The organism is Streptomyces sp. NBC_01465, from assembly GCF_036227325.1.
GTDB lineage: Bacteria > Actinomycetota > Actinomycetes > Streptomycetales > Streptomycetaceae > Streptomyces.
Genome location: NZ_CP109467.1, coordinates 8,051,455 through 8,069,482 on the forward strand (window position 1 = coordinate 8,051,455; position 18,028 = coordinate 8,069,482).

At 67.8% G+C, this 18,028-nt stretch carries 18 protein-coding genes and 3 pseudogenes; 12 read left to right on the forward strand and 9 right to left on the reverse strand.

What is annotated here, in order from left to right:
* Positions 1-109 precede the first annotated feature (109 nt).
* From xylA to OG707_RS37310, 5 genes are all read left to right on the forward strand, one after another.
* Positions 110-1,279: a xylose isomerase gene (xylA, locus tag OG707_RS37290; protein ID WP_329126306.1), complete on the forward strand. Its 1,170-nt coding sequence runs from the start codon at positions 110-112 to the stop codon at positions 1,277-1,279.
* Between the two features lie 189 nt (positions 1,280-1,468).
* The gene (locus tag OG707_RS37295; protein WP_329128184.1) at positions 1,469-2,671 is read left to right on the forward strand and encodes an ABC transporter substrate-binding protein; all 1,203 of its coding nucleotides are present in this window, start codon (positions 1,469-1,471) and stop codon (positions 2,669-2,671) included.
* A 14-nt stretch (positions 2,672-2,685) separates the two neighbouring features.
* Positions 2,686-3,636, forward strand: a complete 951-nt coding sequence (locus tag OG707_RS37300; protein ID WP_329126307.1) for a carbohydrate ABC transporter permease — start codon at positions 2,686-2,688, stop codon at positions 3,634-3,636.
* Between the two features lie 5 nt (positions 3,637-3,641).
* Complete coding sequence (locus OG707_RS37305) at positions 3,642-4,478, forward strand: carbohydrate ABC transporter permease (RefSeq protein WP_329126308.1); 837 nt, start codon at positions 3,642-3,644, stop codon at positions 4,476-4,478.
* A gap of 8 nt (positions 4,479-4,486) precedes the next feature.
* Positions 4,487-5,875: a GH1 family beta-glucosidase gene (locus tag OG707_RS37310; RefSeq protein ID WP_329126309.1), complete on the forward strand. Its 1,389-nt coding sequence runs from the start codon at positions 4,487-4,489 to the stop codon at positions 5,873-5,875.
* Positions 5,876-5,888: 13 nt separating this feature from the next.
* Here OG707_RS37310 and OG707_RS37315 read toward each other — a convergent pair whose 3' ends face one another.
* The 3 genes from OG707_RS37315 to OG707_RS37325 all read right to left on the reverse strand — a co-directional run bounded on the left by OG707_RS37315 (position 5,889) and on the right by OG707_RS37325 (position 9,006).
* Positions 5,889-7,148, reverse strand: a complete 1,260-nt coding sequence (locus tag OG707_RS37315) for an ROK family transcriptional regulator (protein WP_329126310.1) — start codon at positions 7,146-7,148, stop codon at positions 5,889-5,891.
* A 415-nt stretch (positions 7,149-7,563) separates the two neighbouring features.
* Positions 7,564-8,433 (reverse strand): SigB/SigF/SigG family RNA polymerase sigma factor, encoded by an 870-nt coding sequence (locus OG707_RS37320; RefSeq protein WP_329126311.1) that lies wholly within the window; start codon positions 8,431-8,433, stop codon positions 7,564-7,566.
* Positions 8,434-8,517: 84 nt separating this feature from the next.
* Complete coding sequence (locus OG707_RS37325; protein ID WP_329126312.1) at positions 8,518-9,006, reverse strand: STAS domain-containing protein; 489 nt, start codon at positions 9,004-9,006, stop codon at positions 8,518-8,520.
* Between the two features lie 123 nt (positions 9,007-9,129).
* Between OG707_RS37325 and OG707_RS37330 the strand changes: the two genes are divergently transcribed.
* Both OG707_RS37330 and OG707_RS37335 read left to right on the forward strand, forming a co-directional pair.
* Positions 9,130-9,462 carry a helix-turn-helix transcriptional regulator gene (locus OG707_RS37330; protein ID WP_329126313.1) on the forward strand — a complete coding sequence of 111 codons (333 nt, stop codon included), beginning with the start codon at positions 9,130-9,132 and terminating at the stop codon, positions 9,460-9,462.
* A 537-nt stretch (positions 9,463-9,999) separates the two neighbouring features.
* Positions 10,000-10,203: a cold-shock protein gene (locus tag OG707_RS37335; RefSeq protein WP_098750155.1), complete on the forward strand. Its 204-nt coding sequence runs from the start codon at positions 10,000-10,002 to the stop codon at positions 10,201-10,203.
* A 45-nt stretch (positions 10,204-10,248) separates the two neighbouring features.
* Here the strand turns inward: OG707_RS37335 and OG707_RS37340 are convergent, their stop codons facing one another.
* On the reverse strand, positions 10,249-10,455 hold the full coding sequence (locus OG707_RS37340) for a hypothetical protein (protein ID WP_329126314.1): 207 nt from the start codon (positions 10,453-10,455) through the stop codon (positions 10,249-10,251).
* 788 nt (positions 10,456-11,243) lie between these two features.
* Here OG707_RS37340 and OG707_RS37345 point away from each other — a divergent pair.
* The 5 genes and pseudogenes from OG707_RS37345 (at position 11,244) to OG707_RS37365 (ending at position 14,312) form a co-directional block, all read left to right on the forward strand.
* Complete coding sequence (locus tag OG707_RS37345) at positions 11,244-11,447, forward strand: cold-shock protein (RefSeq protein ID WP_329126315.1); 204 nt, start codon at positions 11,244-11,246, stop codon at positions 11,445-11,447.
* Positions 11,448-11,564: 117 nt separating this feature from the next.
* A complete protein-coding gene (locus OG707_RS37350; RefSeq protein WP_329126316.1) occupies positions 11,565-11,786 on the forward strand; it encodes a cold-shock protein in 222 nt (73 codons plus the stop codon).
* 111 nt (positions 11,787-11,897) lie between these two features.
* Positions 11,898-12,701, forward strand: a complete 804-nt coding sequence (locus OG707_RS37355) for an alpha/beta fold hydrolase (RefSeq protein WP_329126317.1) — start codon at positions 11,898-11,900, stop codon at positions 12,699-12,701.
* Positions 12,701-13,995 (forward strand): annotated as a pseudogene (locus OG707_RS37360) (PP2C family protein-serine/threonine phosphatase). The gene OG707_RS37355 and the pseudogene OG707_RS37360 overlap by 1 nt, the downstream one beginning before the upstream one ends.
* Positions 13,992-14,312: an STAS domain-containing protein gene (locus tag OG707_RS37365; protein WP_329126318.1), complete on the forward strand. Its 321-nt coding sequence runs from the start codon at positions 13,992-13,994 to the stop codon at positions 14,310-14,312. Before OG707_RS37360 ends, OG707_RS37365 begins: the two are co-directional and overlap by 4 nt.
* A gap of 186 nt (positions 14,313-14,498) precedes the next feature.
* Here the strand turns inward: OG707_RS37365 and OG707_RS37370 are convergent, their stop codons facing one another.
* From OG707_RS37370 to OG707_RS37390, 5 genes and pseudogenes are all read right to left on the reverse strand, one after another.
* Positions 14,499-15,485 (reverse strand): aldo/keto reductase, encoded by a 987-nt coding sequence (locus OG707_RS37370; RefSeq protein WP_329126319.1) that lies wholly within the window; start codon positions 15,483-15,485, stop codon positions 14,499-14,501.
* A gap of 219 nt (positions 15,486-15,704) precedes the next feature.
* Positions 15,705-16,115: a (R)-mandelonitrile lyase gene (locus OG707_RS37375; protein ID WP_329126320.1), complete on the reverse strand. Its 411-nt coding sequence runs from the start codon at positions 16,113-16,115 to the stop codon at positions 15,705-15,707.
* A 50-nt stretch (positions 16,116-16,165) separates the two neighbouring features.
* Positions 16,166-16,488: pseudogene (locus OG707_RS37380) on the reverse strand (carboxymuconolactone decarboxylase family protein).
* Between the two features lie 55 nt (positions 16,489-16,543).
* A pseudogene (locus OG707_RS37385) lies at positions 16,544-16,744 on the reverse strand (SDR family oxidoreductase); the annotation flags it as partial.
* Positions 16,745-16,750: 6 nt separating this feature from the next.
* Entirely contained in the window at positions 16,751-18,013 is a 1,263-nt protein-coding gene (locus OG707_RS37390) for an MFS transporter (RefSeq protein WP_329126321.1), read from the reverse strand.
* Positions 18,014-18,028: the final 15 nt, after the last annotated feature.

Genomic DNA, 18,028 nt, shown 5'->3' on the forward strand with positions numbered 1-18,028 from the left:
AGAAAACAAACCACCCGGTGGACGCCGGGTCGGCACGCGGCTGCGCGTGCACGCAGCCTCAAGCAGCCGCAGTAGCCGCCACCCGCAGCAAGCAGCAAAGGGTCGCACCATGTCCGATCGCTTCACTCCCGCCTTCGACGACAAGTTCACCTTCGGTCTGTGGACCGTCGGCTGGCGAGGCAACGACCCCTTCGGCGATGCCACCCGCCCCGCCCTGGACCCCGTCGAGTCGGTGCGCCGCCTGGCCGAGCTCGGTGCGCACGGCGTCACGTTCCACGACGACGACCTGATCCCCTTCGGGGCGGGCGACAGCGAGCGCGAGGCCATCGTCAAGCGGTTCCGTGCCGCCCTCGACGAGACGGGCCTCGTCGTGCCGATGGCGACGACGAACCTGTTCACGCACCCGGTCTTCAAGGACGGCGGTTTCACCGCCAACGACCGTGACGTGCGCCGCTTCGCCCTGCGCAAGACCATCCGCAACATCGACCTCGCCGTCGAGCTGGGCGCCCAGACCTATGTGGCGTGGGGCGGGCGCGAGGGTGCGGAGTCCGGCGCCGCCAAGGACGTGCGCGACGCGCTCGACCGTATGAAGGAGGCCTTCGACCTCCTCGGCGACTACGTGACCGAGCAGGGCTACGACCTCAAGTTCGCGATCGAGCCCAAGCCGAACGAGCCGCGCGGCGACATCCTCCTGCCGACCATCGGCCACGCTCTCGCCTTCATCGAGCGTCTGGAGCGACCCGAACTCGTGGGCGTCAACCCGGAGGTGGGCCACGAGCAGATGGCCGGGCTCAACTTCGCGCACGGCATCGCGCAGGCCCTGTGGGCGGACAAGCTCTTCCACATCGACCTCAACGGCCAGAGCGGTATCAAGTACGACCAGGACCTGCGCTTCGGCGCCGGTGACCTGCGCCAGGCCTTCTGGCTCGTCGACCTCCTGGAGAGCGCCGGATACGAGGGCCCGCGCCACTTCGACTTCAAGCCGGTGCGCACCGACGGCTTCGACGGGGTGTGGGAGTCCGCCAAGAACTGCATGCGAAACTACCTGATCCTCAAGGAGCGTGCGGCCGCTTTCCGCGCCGACCCCCAGGTGCAGCAGGCGCTGCTCGATTCCCGGCTCGACCAGCTCGCGCAGCCCACTGCAGCCGATGGCCTGGCAGGACTCCTCGCCGACAAGGATGCGTTCGAGGACTTCGACGTGACCGCAGCCGCCGAGAAGTCCATGGCGTTCGAGCGCCTCGACCAGCTCGCCATGGAGCACCTGCTCGGCGTCCGCTGACGCCGGCCCCTTCGCGCATCAGACCGTACGGCGCAGGCCGGCGCCGTACGGGCCACCGCGAACACCCCGACGGGACACAGGCGTTCCGCCGGGACCGGCCACCCCTCCCAGTCAAGGGCAACCACCGTGACAGCAGCTTCCCCTCCGGACGCGACGCGCGCCAGGCGTCCACGTTCCGGCCGGCGGGCCATGGCCCCGCTGACCGTCGTCTCCGTACTCGTCGCAGGCGCCGCCCTTGCGGGCTGCGGCCAGCAGCGCGACGCGAACGTCTACACCGTCCTCAACTCCTCGACGGACGACTCGTACCACGGCTGGGACGCCGCCACGCTGGGGCGCTGCAGCAAGCAACTCGGCATCAGCATCGAGCAGCAGAGCGTCCCCGCCGCGCAGGTGATGACCAAGTCGCTGCGCATGGCATCGTCGAAGTCACTCCCGGACGTCATCCAGTTCGACGCCTCCGAGATGCCGACGTTCGCCGAGGCGGGTGGCCTCGTCGACCTGCGCTCCCTCGGCCTGTCCACCAGGGACATCCCCAAGGGCATCGTCGACTTCGGCTCGTACAAGGGCACGTACTACGGCGCCGCGCGCACGGTGAACACCCTCGCCCTCTTCTACAACAAGGACATCCTCGACAAAGCCGGCCTTCAGGTCCCCACCACGTGGGCCGAGATGAAGGAGACCGCGAAGAAGCTCACTCGGGGCAAGCAGTACGGCATCGCCCTGAGCGCGGGCGGCGCCGAGGACGGCGTCTTCCAGTTCACCCCGTTCATGTGGTCCAACGGTGGTGACGAGACCGACCTCGCCACCAAGAACGTCGCCGGGGCGCTCGACTACTGGAAGGGCCTCCTCAAGGACGGCTCGCTGTCCAAGTCGACCGTCAACTGGACGCAGGCCGACGTCAACGACCAGTTCATGGCCGGCAACGCCGCGATGATGATCAACGGGCCGTGGCAGGTGGAGACTCTCAACACCAAGAAGAATCTGCACTGGCAGATCGCCCGGATCCCCGTCCCGAAGGCGGGCGACGCCTCCGTCGGCCCACTCGGCGGCGCCATCCTCACCATCCCCAACACCGGTGACACGGCCCGCGAGAAGACCGCCGCGAAGATCGTCCAGTGCATGTCCTCCGAGAAGGAACAGATCAGCTACGCGCGCAACAGCTGGATGGTCCCGGCCAACGAGAAGGCCGCCGCGATCTGGCGCAAGGAAGTGCCCGAACTGGACGCGCTCGCCGACCAGGTGGCCACCGCCCGCTCGCGTACGACCAAGGTCGGTGCCCGCTGGACTTCCGTGTCACTGGCCCTGCAGAGCGCCTTCCAGTCCGCACTCACCGGACAGAACAGCGAGGCCGCGCTGAAGAAGGCGCAGGCCCGCGCCACGAGCGGGAACTGAGGGGAACCACGACCATGTCGACCACCACCGTCACCGCTCCCGCTGCCCGGCGGGCCGTAAGCGGCAAGAAGACCGACCCGCTGCGCGCCCGGCGCCGCCGCAGGCTCTCGCAGTGGGGCTTCATTGCCCCCGCCGTCGTCTTCATGCTGCTGTTCTTCGGCTACCCGCTCGTCCGCAACGTCGTGATGAGCTTCCAGCACTACTCGCCGTCCACCTTCTTCGACGGCAAGGCCCCCTTCAACGGCACCGACAACTGGAGCAAGGTCTTCAAGGACGACCTCTTCGGCAAGGCGCTGTGGCACACCATCGTCTTCACGATCGGCTCCCTGATAGGTCAGTTCGGCGTCGGCCTCGCGCTCGCCGTCTTCTTCACGAAGAGGTTCCCGCTCAACGGGTTCCTGCGCTCCCTCATCCTGCTGCCCTGGCTCGTCCCGATGGTCGTCTCCGGCATCGTGTGGCGCCGCATCCTCGACCAGGACACCGGCGTTCTCAACTCCTTCGCCGACACCCTCGGCCTCGGCGGTCACACCCCGTGGCTGACCAGCCCCGGCATGGCCCTGTTCTCCGTGATCCTGGTGAACATCTGGATCGGCATCCCGTTCAACATGGTGATCCTCTACGGCGGACTCCAGGAGATCCCCAAGGAGCTGTACGAGGCCGCGTCCCTGGACGGAGCCTCCGCCTGGCGCACCTTCCGTTCCATCACGCTGCCGCTGCTCAAGCCGGTCATCACCGTCGTCCTCGTGCTGGGCTTCATGTCGACGATCAAGATCCTCGACCTGATCCTCGCCCTGACCGACGGCGGCCCGGCCGACTCCACGCAGACGCTCGGCACGCTCACCTACCAGAACTCCTTCGTGCAGCTGGACTTCGGTGCGGGCGCCGTCGTCGGCAACGTCCTGATCCTGATCTCCGCCGTCTTCGCAGTGTTCTACCTGCGGGCCAACCGCTCCGAGGGGAAGTGACCGGCATGACGACCACCCACCCGTCCGTCGCGCAGAAGCCGAGGCGCCGCTGGGGCGCCACCGTCGCCGGCGCGGTCATCCTGTGCGTCATGCTGTTCCCGCTGTACTGGATGATCAATACGGCACTGCAGCCCGAGTCCGGGCTCCTCGAAGTCTCGCCCGTACCGCACTCGTTGGACCTGTCGGGCTTCACCTCCGCCCTCAGCGAGCAGGGCGGCCATCTGCTGACCTCCCTCGCCGTCGCGCTCGGTGCCGTCGTCATCTGTCTGGCGATCGCCGCGCCCGCCGCGTACGGGCTCGCCCAGTTCAAGCTGCCCGGCACCAAGTCCATCGTCTTCGGCACCCTCATCACCCAGATGGTGCCGGGCATCGTCATCGCCAACGCCCTCTACAGCGCGTACGTCGATCTCGGCCTGGTCAACTCCTACTTCGGCCTGATGCTCGCCGACGCCTCGCTCGGCATCCCCTTCGCCATCGTTCTCATGCGCTCCTTCATGGTGGCCATCCCCAAGGAAGTCATCGAGGCGGCCGAGGTCGACGGCGCGAGCAAGCTGCGCACCTTCGTCCAGGTCGTGCTGCCGATGAGCCGCAACTCCCTGATCACCGCTGGGCTGTTCTCGTTCCTGTACGCGTGGAGCGACTTCATGTTCGCGCTCACCCTCAACACCACCGACGACGTCAAGCCCGTCACGCTCGGCATCTACCAGTACATCGGCGCCCACGTCGGCGACTGGGGCTCGGTCATGGCTGCCGCCGTCCTGTCGGCGATCCCGGCCGCCGTACTGCTCGTCCTCGCCCAGAAGTACATCGCCGCCGGCATCACCGGCGGATCCGTCAAGTAAGGCTGCTCATGAGCGACTCGACCCCCTTCCCCTCGTTCCCGTCCGGCTTCGTGTTCGGCGCGGCCACCGCCTCGTACCAGATCGAGGGAGCCGCGGACGAGGACGGACGCGGACCCTCCATCTGGGACACCTACAGTCACACCCCCGGACGCACCGACAGCGGTGACACCGGTGACGTGGCCTGCGACCACTACCACCGCTACCCCGAGGACGTGGCACTCCTGCGCGGACTCGGCGTCGACTCGTACCGCTTCTCGATCGCCTGGCCGCGCATCCAGCCGACCGGGCAGGGGCCCGCGAACCCGAAGGGCCTCGACTTCTACTCCCGTCTGGTCGACGAGTTGCTGGAGGCGGGCATCGAACCGGCCGCCACTCTCTACCACTGGGACCTGCCGCAGGCGCTGGAGGACCGGGGCGGCTGGCGGGTCCGTGAGACCGCCGAGCGATTCGGCGAGTACACCGCGATCGTCGCCGAGCACCTCGCCGACCGGGTCCCGCGCTGGATCACCCTCAACGAGCCCTGGTGCAGCGCCTTCCTCGGCTACTCCGTGGGCCGCCATGCGCCCGGCGCGAAGGAGGGAACCGGTGCGCTCGCCGCCGCACACCATCTTCTGGTCGGCCACGGCCTGGCCATGAAGGCGCTGCGGGCGGCCGGTGTGCGCGAGGCGGGCATCACCCTCAACCTCGACCGGAACGTCCCCGCCACCGACTCCGCCGCCGACCGCGCCGCAGTCGTCCGCGCCGACACCCAGCACAACCTCGTGTGGACCGAGCCGCTCCTCGCGGGCCGCTACCCGTCCACCGACGAGGACACCTGGGGCGAGCTCATCACCCGGCAGGACTTCCGGCGCGACGGCGACCTCGAACTCATCGCCCAGCCAATGGACTTCCTCGGCGTCAACTACTACCGGCCGATCGTCATCGCCGACGCCCCGCACCGTGAACCCGACCCCGCGCTGCGTGTCGCCACCGACAACCGGTACGCGGAGGGGAAGTATCCGGGCGTGCGCCACACGGCAATGGGCTGGCCGGTAGTCCCCGAGACCTTCACGGACCTGCTGACCTCGCTCAAGGAGACGTACGGCGACGCGCTGCCGCCGATCCACATCACGGAGAACGGATCGGCGGAGCACGACGAGGTCGCCGCGGACGGCGCGGTGCACGACGCCGACCGCGTCGCCTACCTGCACGAGCACCTCACGGCCCTGCGCGCCGCCATGGACGCGGGCGTCGACGTGCGCGGCTATTACGTCTGGTCGCTCCTGGACAACTTCGAGTGGGCCCTCGGCTACGCGAAGCGGTTCGGCATCATCCGCGTCGACTACGACACGCTGCGGCGCACGCCGAAGGACAGCTACCACTGGTACCGGAAGCTGATCGCGGCGCACCGGGTGTGACGCACCGCTGCCTTCAGACCACCCGGTGTTTGGCGTACGGCGCCGGGTCGGCCAGGACCTCGCGGACGACCCGGGCGGCCGCGCCGCGCGCCGCGTCGCCTGACGAGGACGACGCGCGCAGCCGGCCGTTGCCGGGTGACCACAGGCCCGAGACCACACGGCCTGTCAGCTCCTCGTCCGCGGCGGGCGCCATCCATGGTGTCAGGCGGCGGAAGACTCCGCCGAGCATCACCGCGTCCGGATCGACCAGATTCACCGCGCCGGACAGTACCTGGCCAAGACGCCGTCCGGCGCTCTCCAACGTGCTCAGGGCGCGATCGTCGCCCGCGCGTGCCCGGGTCTCCAGCTCATCGATGCCTGCGGCCCCCGCTGCCTCGTCGAGTCCCGCCGCGCGCAGAAGGGCGGCCTGCCCTGCGTACTGTTCCAGGCATCCACGTGCGCCGCACCGGCAGTCAGGACCGTCCGGATCAACCACAACATGCCCGATCTCACCGGCGAATCCATGGGCTCCGCGCAGCAGTTGACCGTTGAGAACGAGCGCGCCACCGATGCCGATCTCGCCGGTGAGATAGATGAAGCTGTTCACCCGGTCCCGTCCGCCGTCGCCCGCGCAGCCGCCGAACCACAGCTCGGCCATCGCCGCCAGGTTCGCCTCGTTGTCCGCGCTGACCGGCAGTGCACGGTGCGCGGGCCGCAGCGCGGTGAGCGCCTGAGCGAAAAGCCCCTCGACCGGCACCCGGCTCCACCCGAGGTTCGGAGCCTGCCGCATCGTGCCGCCCGACACGAGTCCGGGCAGCGCCAACTCGGCGGCGACCGGGTGCAGTTCCTGCTCGGCCGCCGACTCCAAGGCGCGCGCCGCGATCTGTGCCGCCTGGGCGAGGACCGTGGAGGGCGCGGCACCCCGGTTGTCCTTCCGCTCCACGAGGCGTACGCGGTCGGTGCCCGCCAGATCGACCACGCACACGGTGACGTAATCGATGTTGATCTCGATGCCGAGCCCGGCAGGACCGGTACGCGCCACCTTCAGGGCTGTACCGGGGCGGCCCACCTGACCGCTCAAGGTCTTGCCCCATTCGGTGAGGAAGCCATCGGCGATGAGTTGGTCGACGAGTGAGGAGACGGCGGCCCGGGTCAGCCCGACCCGACCCGCGACCCCGGCCCGGGTCGCCTCGCCCTCGCTGTGAACGGTGCGCAGAACAAGGCTGAGGTTGTGTCTGCGTACCGTCGCCTTGTCGGCTTTGAGCGGGGTGGCGGATGGATCGCTGCTGTTCATCGTGGGTGTGAGCCTATGCGACGCAGCCGCGAGCGCCCCTCCCAAGCCGGTCGGGTCGGCCGTGCGGCGGCCAGTGCGGCGTCGCGCCGGGGCTGGGCGTCCACGGGGGACCCGTCGAGCGAAGTCTCGACCGGATCCGGCCCACGCCACCTACCCGTTCCCCTGTGGAGAGGGGTGTGGCTCTCCTCGAGTAGGAGGTCATGAAGCCCGTATCTGGATACCCGCCGCCTGACTCCCGGCACAGCCTTCACCCGGGACAGTTCAGAGCTTCTTCTTGAAGTCTTTGCCCTGGGCGTCGCGTTGAGCAGGGCGACGGTGCCGATCGCGTCGGGCTCAATTCCCCTGGACGCGACGGTCATCGACTTCAGTGTCTTGGTGAGTTGGTCCCGTACTCGGTGACAGGGGCGGAGGAGGGCTATTCGGTTGCCATCAGCCCGGTGCGGAGCTTGGTTACGACGCGGGCGATGAGGCGGGAGACGTGCATTTGCGAGCAGCCGAGTTCGTCGGCGATGTCCTGCTGGGTGCGCTCCTCCACGAACCGCAGGTGGATGAGGCGACGGTCGCGATCTTCCAGCTCGGCGATCAACGGGGCGAGGGAGTGGAAGTTCTCCACGAGTTCGAAGCGGTCTTCGTCTATGCCGATGAAGTCGGTGAGTGGTGTCTCGGACTCGTCGTCGGCCCCGTTGATCGCGGCGTCGAGGGAGATGCTGTTGTAGCCGTTGGACGCCTTCTGAGCCTCGGTGACCTCTGCCGGGTCGAGCTGCATCAGTTCCGCGAGCTCGGCCGTGGAGGGGGAGCGGCCCAGGCGGGTGCGCAACTCCTCGGTGGCCTTGGACAGTTCGACGCGGGCTTCCTGCAAGCGCCGCGGTACGTGGACGGCCCAGGTGGTGTCGCGGAAGAACCGCTTGATCTCGCCGGTGATGTAAGGGACGGCGAAGGAGGTGAACGCGACCTCGCGGGACAGCTCGAAGCGGTCGATCGCCTTGATCAGGCCGATGGTGCCGACCTGGACGATGTCCTCCATCTCCTGCGGCCCGCGGAGCTTGAACCGGGAGGCGGCGTACTTGACGAGGGAGAGGTTCATCTCGATCAGCGCGTTGCGCACGTACTGGTACTCGTGGGTTCCCTCCTCGAGCCGGGCGAGACGGTCGAAGAAGTGCTTGCCCACGTCGCGGGCGTCGCGCGGAGCGATCGAGGCGGGGTCCGCGTAGGCGCGCTCGAACAGGTCGTGCTGGGTCCGTGCCGCCGAGTGATGGGTGTGCTCGGGTGCCGTCACGGTGTTCATGAGGATGTCCCCCTTGGGCGGTCGTGGTGGTGGAGTGCAGTGTTAATCGGACTGCGTTGGGACTGCCGGCTCTTGCGTGCTGCCTCAAGGTGCTCTGTCGGTGCGGGAGTTGGCCGCACACGGGGTGGCACGGCGGTGGGCGGGCACGCCCGCCTCGATGGGTGAGCGGCCTGTTGCCGTCCCGGTGGCTGCCGTCGCGCTGAACAGGGTGTCGGTGCGTGTGATGTGCAGCAGCCGCGCGACGAGGGAACTGGCCGAGCTGTGCACGGTCTTGCCCGCTTCCAGCGCTGCTTCGCGAACCGTGAGCAGCACTCTGAGGCCGGCACCGTCGCAGAACCGTAGGGGCGCAAGTTCCAGATCCAGCCCTGCGACCGACCGGTCCAGGGTTGCGCGCAGTGCCTCGTGGAAAGCGCAGGTGACATCGATGTCAATGTCACCGTGCACCACTACCCGGGTGCGCTCACCGCGCTCGTAGGTCTCGATGAGAGGGGCCCAGGGGGCGATGCGCAGGGACCGGGCATCCCCGTTCATCCACAGCGCAGTCCAGATCGCAGGCTCCGTGCCGTCGAGCATTGCCCCCACCTCCCGCTCGGTCCTTTGGCGCCCCATAGCTTGATACGAACTTTGAATCACGTCAACTGATACCAGAAACACGATTCGTGTTTCATGTGGTGGATCACGTTCTAGACTGGTCGCATGGAGGAACAGACCACGTCCCCCGCTGGATGGACGTTCTTGACCAACCACGCCCGGGTCCTGGCCGCGATCGCCGACAACCGGCACGCCCGTATGCGGGATCTGGCCGCGCACTGCCGGCTGACCGAGCGGGCCGTGCAGCGCATCATCACCGACCTCGAAGAGGCCGGCTACCTCTCCCATATGCGCCAGGGTCGCGGCAACGTCTACGAGATCGATCCCTCGAAGATCCTGCGGCACCCCGCCGAGGCCGACGTGAGCGTGGCGTCATTGCTGGCCCTGCTCGCTCGGGACGAGGCCGACCGCACCACCCCCGCACTGCACATGTCCTGATAAGGGGAGGCGCGCCACAAGTCCGGGGCGCCCTGGCGTCGAGGGGCGTGATGCCGGTGTTCGCGTACAACTCCGGCCGCAGGGACGGTGCGGTGACGGGGGCTGCCAGCGGGCCCGATGCCCCAGGGGCTCGCCGCCCGGTGCGCGGCGGCGAGGCAAGTGCGCGGCCAGGTCGCGGCGTGCTTGGCGTGGTCTCCTCGTGTGCGACGCGGGGCTGCCCCCTGACCAGCAGAGCCAGATTTAGGCCAGCAGCCCTCTTGCGGGACCGCGAAGGAGATTGCGGGGGACGACGTGCACACAGCCTGACTGTCCGTTCCGGTCGTGGTCTGTCGAAGCTATGGGCAGGGCACTCCTGTTGTCCGTAGCTTCGACCGCACGGGGCCGTGTAGCGTCCGGGCCGGCAGTCGTGGTTCCGAAGTACCGCCCGTGGACGCGAGTTCACGGGCAGCTTGCTGTTCAGCGCCTCTGAGGACCAGGACGACCACCTCCGCCTCCCGCAAAGTGCGGGAGGCGACTTCGAGTCCCTTGGAGGACAACATGGCCAGCGGAACCGTCAAGTGGTTCAACGCGGAAAAGGGCTTCGGCTTCATCGAGCAGGACGGCGGCGGCCCGGACGTCTTCGCCCACTACTCGAACATCAACGCCTCCGGCTTCCGTGAGCTGCAGGAAGGCCAGAAGGTGAACTTCGACATCACCCAGGGCCAGAAGGGCCCGCAGGCGGAGAACATCACTCCCGCCTGAGTTGTCCAACTCCGTGACGCCCGCCTCGGTTTACCGAGGCGGGCATCATGCTCGCTTGGAGATGGGGTCGCCCAGGAGACCGGCCAGGAGATCGAGCGCCTCCTGCGTTATGTAGCGGTCAGCATCGGGCGTCCTCAGATACCGGTGGGTCCGGTGACGGAGCATCAACGCCTCGTGCAGGAAACACCCGCCGCGCCGCGCGTGCTCCTCGACCAGTGCAAGCAGCTCCCCGGGCGCAGCTTGGGAGAACACGGCCGGCACCTTCGCCGCGCGCGCTGCATCCGGTGCGGGCGGCACCTCGATACGACCAACGAGTCACCCACGAGCCGGTGGCGCGGCTTCGCTCGAGGTGCCCGCGGTTCGCTCCTGCAGTACGGAAGGACGCCAGATCTGAGCAGCCGCTCGCGCATGGGCGCCAGCGGGGGAGGGGCGCTGCCCTACTGCCCGGAGCGCAGCAGGCTCTGGCGTGCGGTGATGCACGCGACAACGGCTGCCTGTTCGTCGCGGACCGCGCGGTGGAAGGCGCGCGCCAGCTCCAACTTGGCCTGCATGCACAGTAGCCCGGATGGGCTGATCTCGGTCGCCAGCCAAGCGCCCGCTCCTCGACGGCCGGTTCCGTTACGGCGTTGCGCAGGAGCTCGGCGATCCGTACGTCCAGGGCCGCGGGCTGTAGTTGCGCCAACCCCGTGGCCGACAGGGTCTGCATGTGGCGACGGGTTGCAGCATGCGATGGGTGGAATGTTGCACTCCAAGCGAATCAATATCTATTCCCGTGAGGTGAGGGTTTGGCGGATCGTGCGGTGAGGGTTTTTGCTGCGGTGAGGAAGGCGCGATTATCCAGAGCACGCGGTCCGTTGCGTTCATGCTACTGTCGACCTCAGTTGCAGTTGTGGTTCCCGAAACTTCAAGTGCCCTCACTCGGTTTCATCCGGGTGGGAGCGCTTTTTTATTTCCGGTTATATCCGGGCGGGGTAATCATCGCGGCGACACGGAATTCGTATAGCGCGCATTCCGGTGCACTGCCCCAAAGGAGATATGACATGGCTGCTGGTACCGTGAAGTGGTTCAACGCAGAAAAGGGCTTCGGCTTCATCGAGCAGGAGGGTGGCGGCGCTGACGTGTTCGCCCACTACTCGAACATCGCCACCCAGGGCTTCCGTGAGCTTCAGGAAGGCCAGAAGGTCACCTTCGATGTCACGCAGGGACAGAAGGGCCCGCAGGCCGAGAACATCGTTCCCGCCTGACGCTCACGCACACCTTGTAGCTGGGGCCCGCATCCTTCGGGGTGCGGGCCCCAGCTACATGCGTTTTCCGTAGCGGGTTTTCCTGCGGGCCGGTTTGCGGCCCAGAAAGGATGAGACATGGCAACCGGCACCGTGAAGTGGTTTAACGCGGCGAGGGGTTTTGGATTCATCGAACAGGATGACGGAGGTTCCGACGTGTTCGCCCACTTCTCCAACATCGCCAACGATGCGGCCGGGGCGCTGATCGAAGGTCAGAAAGTCACTTTCGATATCGCGCACGGACCCAAGAGTCCTATCGCTGAAAATATCGCTACTGTTCCGGAAGCGGATATCGACTGACGGTTTAGATGTCTAAGTATCCGACACTGTGTATGCCTGGAGAAGCGGTTGCTTCGTCAGGTATCTCCGTGAGAGCGGAAGTACTTATTCTGGGCCGAGAAATGGGAGATCATGGACATCCGGCGGAGGAACAACGTCACTGTCACCGGACGGGCAGACGGACCGGTGCTCCTGCTGGCGCACGGGTTCGGCTGTGACCAGAACATGTGGCGTCTGGTGCTTCCCCTGCTGACCAAGGACTTCCGGGTGGTCCTCCTCGACTACGTCGGCTCCGGCAAGGCGGACCCCGGAGCCTGGGATGAGCAGCGCTACAGCTCGCTGGATGGCTACGCCGATGACGTGCTGGAGGTCTGTGCGGAGCTGGACCTGCATGATGTGGCCTTCGTGGGGCATTCCGTCAGTGCCATGGTCGGTGTTCTCGCCGCGGCCCGGGAACCGCAGCGCATTTCGCACCTGGTGATGGTGGCTCCCTCACCCCGCTATGTCGACGAGGACGGCTACCGGGGCGGCTTCAGCGCGGAGGACATCGGTGAACTGCTGGAGTCGCTGGAATCGAATTACCTGGGTTGGTCGGCGGCGATGGCCCCGGTGATCATGGGCAACGCGGAACGGCCCGAGCTCGGCCAGGAACTCACCCTGTCGTTCTGCGCGACGGATCCGGCCATGGCCCGGGTATTCGCCCGCACGACGTTCCTCTCCGACAGCCGCGAGGACCTCAAGACAGTCAAGGTCCCCACCCTGATCCTGGAGTGCCGACAGGATGTCATCGCGCCTCCTGAAGTAGGCGCATACGTCCACGCGTCGATCCCCGGCAGCCGTCTGATCACGCTGAACGCGACCGGACACTGCCCACAGCTGAGCGCACCGGAAGCCACGGCCGAGGCAATCACTGACTTCCTCGGGACGCCCAGGTGATGTGCACCAGCCAGGACCCGCACCGGGAACAAGGCTCACCGGCAAGCCCGCTCCCTGGCGTGGAGCACCCCGAAGACGGCACCGGGGCGGATTTCAGCGCACTGCTGGAAGACAGCGCGGAGGAACTGTACGAACAGGCTCCGTGCGGATACCTTTCGACCCTGCTGGACGGCACCATCGCGAAGATCAACACGACGCTGCTGGACTGGCTGGGCCTGGACCGCCAGCAGGTCGTGGGCCGCATGCGGTTCACCGATCTGCTCACCGTGGGCGGCAAGCTTTACCACGAGACGCACTTCGCCCCGGTACTGCAGATGCACGGTGAGGTCAGCGGCGTTGCTCTGGACATCAAAGCAGCGGGTCAACGGATACCTGTGCTCGTCACCTCGAAGGTGAAGACCAGCGACGCCGGTGAACCGCTGCTGATCCGCACTACCGTCTTCGACGCCCGAGCCCGCCGCTCCTACGAGACCGAACTGCTGCGTGAACGCCGGGAAGCCGACGAGGCGCGCCAGCAGGCCGAGGCCGACCGGGCACGTCTCCAAGAAGCCCTCACCGTCCTCCAGCAGAGCCTGCTTCCCGCCGAACTCCCTCCCGTCCCAGGGTTGGAAGCCTCCTCGCACTACCACACGGCCTCGCCCGACCTCCTCGGCGGAGACTTCTACGACCTCTTCCCCCTTGACGCCGACCGGTGGGCGTTCTTCCTCGGCGACGTCTGCGGCAAAGGCCCCCAGGCCGCCGCGGTCACCTCGCTCACCCGCTACACGCTGCGCGCCGCAGCCGTGAACGATTCCGACCCCGTCACCGTGCTCAACACCCTGAATACCGTACTGAACCAGCGATACACCAGCGGCAACGCCCGCTACTGCACCGCCATCTATGGTGTCCTGACACTCAGAGACGACCATGTGGGCGTGGACCTCGCTTCCGGCGGGCACCCTCCGCACTCATCCAGCGTGCCGACGGCACCGCCGACTACCTGCCCACCCCCGGGGGCATGCTCATCGGCGTACTGCCAGACGCACAGTTCACCACCGCCCACACCCGGCTCCTGCCCGGCGACACCCTGCTGCTCTACACCGACGGCCTGACCGAGGCCCGCACCGGACCCGCACGCGACCTGTACGGAGAGGACGCCCTGCGCACCTTCGTCAACGGCCGTCCCGCAGCGGGCCCGCAAGCCCTCATAGGCGCCCTGACCGAACTCCTCGCCCGCTTCGGCACCGGCCTCGACGACGACACCGCGCTGCTCGCCCTGGGCGTTCCCCACTCGACGCGTGAAGAACAGACATGAGCCCGCTGAACATCGTCACTCAGAACACGTCCACCGGACCCGTCCTGCAGATTGTCGGTGACCTCGACTACTTCACTGCCCCCGAACTCCGGGAGTCTGCAAGCGAACTCACCCTGCGGACCGGGCAGTTGTTGGTCATGGATCTGGCCGGCCTTGAATTCTGTGACTCCAGCGGGATCAATGCTCTTCTCGGGGTGCGCAGTGTGGCCAGAGCGCACAGTGCAGACACCGCCCTGGCCGCGGTCCCCGCGAACCTTCTCAGGATCCTGAGAATCGCGGGCCTCGATCATGTCTTCACCTTCCTCCCGCACGCCTAGAAGTGCTTCCACTGGCCGGTCGGTTCCCTCTGGTCTGTGCGGTGTTCGCCCAGCGCGTCCGTCGTGGCAGCAAGCCGTCCCAGGAGCCCGTCCGCCCGCGCGATCCTGGGCTGCGCGGTGGGGCGGGTCGATGCTCCTCTGCTGGTATCGGGAGCCGCGCGGAGTGTTCGGGTAGAGGAGGTCGGCTCACTTGCCCACTAGGCCCAGGTGTATCTCGTTGTAGCGGTCGCCGTGCACGCCGATGCGGGCCGCGGTGGCGTCGAGGTCCGCGACGTCGTCGGCGGACAGGGCGACCTGCGTGGCATCGGCGTTCTCTTCCAAACGCTCGGCCCTGCGGGTTCCGGGGATCGGCGCGATCCAGGTCTGCTGGGCGAGGAGCCAGGCCAGGGCGACCTGGCCGGGGGTGGCGCCATGGGCGCGGGCGAGCGCGGCGACGTGGTCGACCAGGGCCTGGTTGGCGGCGAGATTGTCCTCGTCGAACCGCGGGATGGTGGAACGGATGTCACCCTTGGCGAACGCCGTCGTGGTGTCGACGGTGCCGGTGAGGAAGCCCTTGCCGAGCGGGCTGAAGGGCACGAATCCGATGCCTAGTTCGGCGAGCGTGGGCAGCACCTCGGGCTCGGGGTCGCGGGTCCACAGGGAGTACTCGCTTTGGACGGCGCTGACGGGGTGCACGGCGTGCGCCCTGCGGATGGTCGCCGCGCCCGGCTCGGACAGGCCGAAGTGCCGTACCTTTCCTGCCTGTACGAGCTCTGCGACCGCGCCCGCGACGTCCTCGATCGGGACGTCCGGGTCGACCCTGTGCTGGTAGAAGAGATCGATCGTGTCCGAGCGCAGGCGGCGCAGCGAGGCGTCCGCGACCCGCTTGATCTGTTCGGGCCGGCTGTCGAGGCCGACCGGTGTGCCGTTTTCGATGCGCCAGCCGAACTTGGTCGCGAGGACAACCTGGTCGCGTACGGGCGCCAGCGCCTGACCCACCAATTCCTCGTTGGCGTACGGGCCGTAGACCTCGGCGGTGTCGAAGAACGTGACGCCTCGGTCCACGGCCGTGCGAATCACGCTGATCATGTCGCCGCGGTCGCCGGGGTTGGGGCCGTAGCTCTGGGACATGCCCATGCAGCCCAGGCCGATCGCGGAGACCTGAAGACCCTGGCCGAGGGTACGCGTGTGCATCGTGGAGGCTCCTTGTGCGGGATGGGGAGGTTGGGTTTGGGTCGGAGGGCGTTCAGGGGTTTCGGGTGTGCTCGGCGCATGCGGACGGGGCCTCGGTGGCGGCCCCGGCGGCGAGCACTTGGAGTTCAGTTTCGCCCCCTGTGGGCAGAGCGAGTGGGAGTGTCCGTTCGGTGAATGCACCCAGACCCGCTGTGGTTCAGGACTGGGTAGGTCTCGGAATCAGCTGGTGCTGTTGAGAGCGTGGGTGTACTGCTCGTCGGTGACGGGCTCCAGCCAGGTGGTGCCGTCGCCAGTTCCGCCGCCGACGACCATGGCGATGTGTGCCATGAGATTGGTGTCGGTGGCGCCGTGCCAGTGCTCTTCACCGGCCGGGCACTTGATGATCTGTCCTGCGCTGACGCGTACGACGTTGCCATCGCGGGTGCCGACCAGGCCGATGCCGTCGGTGATGTAGAGGGTCTGGCCGTTGGCGTGGCTGTGCCAGTTGGTGCGGGCGCCAGGGGTGAAGCGGACCAGAGCGGCGGCGAGGCGGGCAGGGTCGGTAGGGGCCTCGATCATGTTGAGGTAGACGTCGCCGGTGAACCGCTCGGCGGGCGCCTTGGCCGTCGGGGTCGAGGTGATGTGCTCCATGGTCGTCATCCTTGTCAGGTGGGGGCGTTAGGGGGAGAGAGGAGGCAGGTTCAGGAGGAGTCGCGCTGGTCGGCGATCTTCTTGAGTTTGTTGATCGCGGTCATGGCGTTGGGCCAGCCCGCATAGAAGGCGAGATGGGTGATGGCTTCAGACAGCTCCTGCACGCTCAGCCCGTTGTCCAGTGCAACGCCCAGGTGGTAGTCGAGTTGCTCGCTGCGGTAGAGGGCGGCCAGCGTGCTCACGGTCACCAGGCTCCGGTCGCGGGGCGTAAGACCGGGGCGCTTCCAGATGTGACCGAAGAGGACGTCGTTGGTGACTTCGACGAGCTTGGGGGCGATGTCTCTAGTTCTTCGGGGGCGGACTGCTCGGGCATGGAGGGTCTCCTGGTTCTGCGACGGTCTGATAGTGCGGTGGAAACGGGACGGCTCCTGGGCGGTGTAGCCGCCGTCGACGGGCAGGGCGATGCCGGTGACGTAGCCGGCGCCGGGGCTGGACAGCCACAGGACGGCCTGGGCGATCTCGTCGGCGGTGCCGAGCCGGTGGATGGCCTGGCCGGTCTCGGCCTGGGTGCGGTCGAGTTCACCGCCTTCGACCATGGCGTCGACCATGGGGGTGGCCCGGGAGGCCGGACCGGCTCAGCTCCGCGCCGACGTCGCTTCAGCGGTTTTGCGTGCTGTCGGGATGGGCGTGTCGGCGCCGCCCAGTGCGACGGTGCGCGTCGTGCCGCGCTTGGCTGTGACGGCCAGGGTGATCAGCGGCAGCAGGGTCAGGCCCGCGAAGACGGCACCGACCAGGGCGGGGCCGGTGACACCGAGAGGGGAGGCGAGGGCCTGCCCGGCGAGCGCGGAGCCGGCGGCGATGCCGGTGTTGTAGGCGGAGGTGGTCAGCGCGGAGGCCAGGGTGGGGGCGTCGCCGGCCACGCGGACGGCGAGGGCGGTGACGACCGGGTTGATCGTGAACCCGGCCAGGGCCATGAGGAAGATCAGGGTGATGGCGGCGACCGGGGTGGTGGACAGCGGGATCAGCGCGAGCAGGATCAGCGTGGTTGCTGCGGCGGCAGGGATCGTGGTGGCCATCGGGCGGCGGTCGCCGAACCGGCCGCCGATCGCGGTGCCGCCCAGCGCGCCGGCGCCGAACGCGACCAGCACCAGCGGCACGGCACCGGTCGGGATGCCCGCACGGTCGGTCAGCAGCGGCGTGATGTAGGTGTAGACGGCCAGCACACCGCCCATGATCAGCACGGCCGAGGCCAGTGCCAGCCACAGGCGGCTCTGCCGCAGTGCCCGGATTTCGTCCCGTACGGAAACCTGGGTGGGTTGCTCCGTTCGGGGGATGAAGCGCCCGATCACGGCGGCGGCAAGGGCGGCGAGCACGGCCAGGGCCCAGAACAGTCCGCGCCAGCCGGTGGCGTGTCCGACGAGGGACCCGGCGGGGACGCCGACGACGTTGGCCAGCGTCAGGCCGCCCATCATCACGCTGACCGCCCGGGTGGCGTTCGCGGGCCCGGCAGCGGCGGTGGCGATGACGAAGCCGACGGCCCAGAACGCGCCGGTGGCCAGCGCGGTGACGAACCGCGCGGCCAAGACGACGGTGAAGGAACTGGTGAGGGCTGCCACGACGTGCCCGGCGGCGAACACGGCCAGGGCGAGGACGAGAGTGAGGCGCTGGGGCATGCGAAGGGTGGCCAGGGCCATGGTCGGACCGCCGACGATCATGCCGACGGCGAAGGCCGTGATCAGCAGTCCGGCGTGGGAGACGCTGACGCCGAGGTCGGGGGCGATGTCCGGGAGGATGCCGGCGATGACGAACTCGGTGGTGCCCATCAGGAAGGTGCCGGCGGCGAGCACCCACACGACGAAGGGCAGCTTGGTGGGGGCGGCCTTGGCTGCGGCGGGCATCGAAGACTTCTTTCC